Here is a 2,798-nt window from a genome sequence, read left to right on the forward strand (position 1 = left end):
TCATGGCGCCGCCCAGCCCCTGCAGGGCGCGCATCGCCAAAAGCATGCCGAAACTGTTGGCCATGCCGCACAGCGCCGAGCCGAGGGTGAAGGTGAAAAGCGCGAGCGCGAACACTTTTCGTGCGCCGAACCTGTCGGCGAACCAGCCGCTGACGGGAATGAATACGGCCAGCGTCAGGATGTAGGTGGTGATCGCCAGGTTCAGCCTGACCGGCGTCGTGTCGAGGCTGCGCGCGATGGCAGGGATCGCGGTGGTGATGATGGTGGAATCGAGCTGCTCCATCAGAAAGGCGATGGCGACGATGATTGGAATAATCAGTCTCAGCCTCGGATCGCGCTCGGTGGCAAATTGAGGCTGTTCCAATGCTGTTGCCATTCCGTCATGCAGGCGGCTGCCCCATTCCAGATGGCGCGTCCGCGTTCAAAGGCAAGGTCGCCTTCCGTGCGGCAAGCCGGCCGAGGCCCCGATCGCACAGCCTGTCTTATGGTCCGACGGATAGGCAAGCGGTAGTCATTTCCTCCTTGATGGAAGTCAACAAATTTTGACTGCCCGCCCCTTCGAGAGGAGACCGGCAAGACAGCGCATTGAGCGTCCAAACTGCGGACGCCAGGGCATTTGCGTTTCAGTGAACGCCAGTTCCGATTTCGTGTCGCAACGTGTCAGGTAAGAGGCTGTCTAACAGCCGCCATGAGCGCTTGACGAAGCAGCGAGATTGAGCCACTTGTCGACTAGTATACAAGTGGTGAGGCCATGCTTGAAGTTCTCGTTCGCGCGCCGCAGTCGCTGGAAGTCCGGCAGGGCACGATACCCCAGCCCGGGGCAGGCGAAGTCGTCGTTCATGTCAGCCGTGCCGGCATCTGCGGCTCCGACATTCACATCCTGCATGGCTCCAATCCGTTCGCCGTCTATCCACGTATCATCGGCCATGAATTCGCCGGCAGCGTAACAGCGCTCGGACGCAATGTGACCGGCATTGCGACGGGAGACCGTGTGGTGGTCGATCCCGTGGTGTCGTGCGGCCACTGCTATCCCTGCCGGGTCGGCCGCTCCAATGTCTGCGCCAACCTCGAAGTGATGGGCGTTCACCGCGACGGCGGTTTTCGCGCCTTCGTCGCGGTGCCGGCGGCAAATGTCATACCGGTTCCAAGGGATATGCCGTTTGGGCTGGCGGCACTGGCCGAGCCGTTTTCCATCGCCGCCAATGTGCTCGATCGTACCGGTTGCGGACCCGAGGACACAGCGCTGATCTATGGCGCCGGCACGGTCGGCGTCACTGTCCTGCAGGTCGCCAAACTCAAGGGCGCACGGTGCATCGTTGCCGATATCGACGAAGCCCGCCTGGAGCGAGCGCTCCGCTTCGGTGCCGACAGGGTGATCCACTCTGTGCGCGATCCCGTGCCGGCCGCGGTGCGCGGTGAAAATGACGGTCTTGGCCCGACGCTGGTCATTGACGGCGCCGGCATTCCCGCACTTCTCGACGAGGCTTGCCGGCTGGCCAGCCCGGCGGGCCGCATCGGCCTGCTCGGCTTTTCGGACGCCCCATCCAACCTCAGCCAGCAGGAAGTGGTGCGCAAGGAACTGACCATCGTCGGCTCGCGCCTGAACCGCCGGCTGTTGCCGCGCGTCGTCGAATGGCTGGCCGACAAGCGGCTCGATCCGCAAGGCATGATCACGCAGGTGTTCGCGGCGGCCGATGCACGCGCAGCCTTCAACTTGATCGAGAAGGAACCGGAGCGAACGCTCAAGGTTCAGCTGGACTTCTCGTAAGCCGGAATTAGCCCTCGACCAGCGCGACGGCGCGCAGCGGTGATCCGCTACCGCCTTCGATCGCCAGCGGCAAGCTGATCAGGAAGCACCAAGGCGGCAAGTCACCAAGCCGTGCGAAATTCTCGCCGATCAGGATGCCTGCTGAAAGCAACGTATTGTGCGCCGGGAAATCCTCGCTGCCGAAACAATCGATCGACAGGCAGTCCGAGCCGACGATGCGCGCACCGCGCTCGACCAGCAATTCGCTTGCTTGCGGCGACAGTCCTGGCCAGTCGGCGAGAAACGCAGCCGGATCGTCCCAGAGCCGGTCCCAGCCGAAATGGAAGAACACGGCGTCGCCCTGCCGTATGCGGCCATGTTCGGCCTCGAAAGCAAAGATAGAATCCGGCTCGACCGCCTGCCGGGGCTGACAGCCACGCGCATCGATCGTCACCATGCGGCCGAAGAAACGCTCGACCGGAATGCCGGAGATGGCAGCACCGCCGCGGATGAAATGGACCGGCGCGTCGAAATGCGTGCCGGTGTGCTCGCTCATGGCCAACGCATGGTTGCAGGCGACGTCGCCGCGGTCATAGGATTCCACCATCTCCTGGCAGTAATGCGGGTGCGTCGGCCACACCGGCATGCCGGGCTTCATCGGATGCGTCAAATCGACGAAGGAAACCGCCTCTGTTTCGAACAGCTTGGCGAGCGTGTCAGTGGCGGATGTCATCTGACGCGAGGCCTCGGCACGAGAACGACGATCAGGATGATCAGCACGCCGGTCAAAAGGAAGCGCACGCCTGCCTGGATGCCAAAGGTGTTGAGCATGGTAGACATCAGGTTGAAGAACAACGCAGCCCCCCATATGCCTACCGCGTTGGCCTGCCCACCAGCGACGCTGGTGCCGCCAAGCACCACCACGGCGATCGATTCCATCAGATAGGCGTCACCCATGTTGAGTGCTGCCCCGCCGCTGAAGCCGGCTTCCTGCTTGCCGGCTTCAGCGGCGGGGCCCCCCACCACATAGGTGAACCCCATCTGCTGGGGT

Annotated in this window: 3 protein-coding genes and 1 pseudogene; 1 reads left to right on the plus strand and 3 read right to left on the minus strand. The window is 63.0% G+C overall.

What is annotated here, in order from left to right; genetic code table 11:
- The coding region (locus EN906_RS29685) for an MFS transporter (protein ID WP_127375583.1) at nt 1-376 on the minus strand (376 nt) is incomplete at its 3' end.
- A 375-nt stretch (nt 377-751) separates the two neighbouring features.
- Here EN906_RS29685 and EN906_RS29690 point away from each other — a divergent pair.
- Complete coding sequence (locus EN906_RS29690; protein WP_127269556.1) at nt 752-1,768, plus strand: Zn-dependent oxidoreductase; 1,017 nt, start codon at nt 752-754, stop codon at nt 1,766-1,768.
- A 7-nt stretch (nt 1,769-1,775) separates the two neighbouring features.
- On the opposite strand, the gene EN906_RS29695 is transcribed toward EN906_RS29690, so the two are convergent.
- Nucleotides 1,776-2,480, minus strand: a complete 705-nt coding sequence (locus EN906_RS29695) for a cyclase family protein (RefSeq protein ID WP_164748650.1) — start codon at nt 2,478-2,480, stop codon at nt 1,776-1,778.
- Nucleotides 2,477-2,798 (minus strand): annotated as a pseudogene (locus tag EN906_RS37510) (ABC transporter permease); the annotation flags it as partial. The gene EN906_RS29695 and the pseudogene EN906_RS37510, both read right to left, overlap by 4 nt.

The organism is Mesorhizobium sp. M7A.F.Ca.CA.004.06.1.1 (genome assembly GCF_003999135.1).
Classification (GTDB): domain Bacteria; phylum Pseudomonadota; class Alphaproteobacteria; order Rhizobiales; family Rhizobiaceae; genus Mesorhizobium.

What these genes read in the sequence shown, in the direction of transcription:
- EN906_RS29690 (WP_127269556.1), top strand. Translation starts at nt 752, where the DNA reads ATGCTTGAAGTTCTCGTTCGCGCGCCGCAGTCGCTGGAAGTCCGGCAG.
- EN906_RS29695 (WP_164748650.1), bottom strand. Translation starts at nt 2,480, where the DNA reads ATGACATCCGCCACTGACACGCTCGCCAAGCTGTTCGAAACAGAGGCG.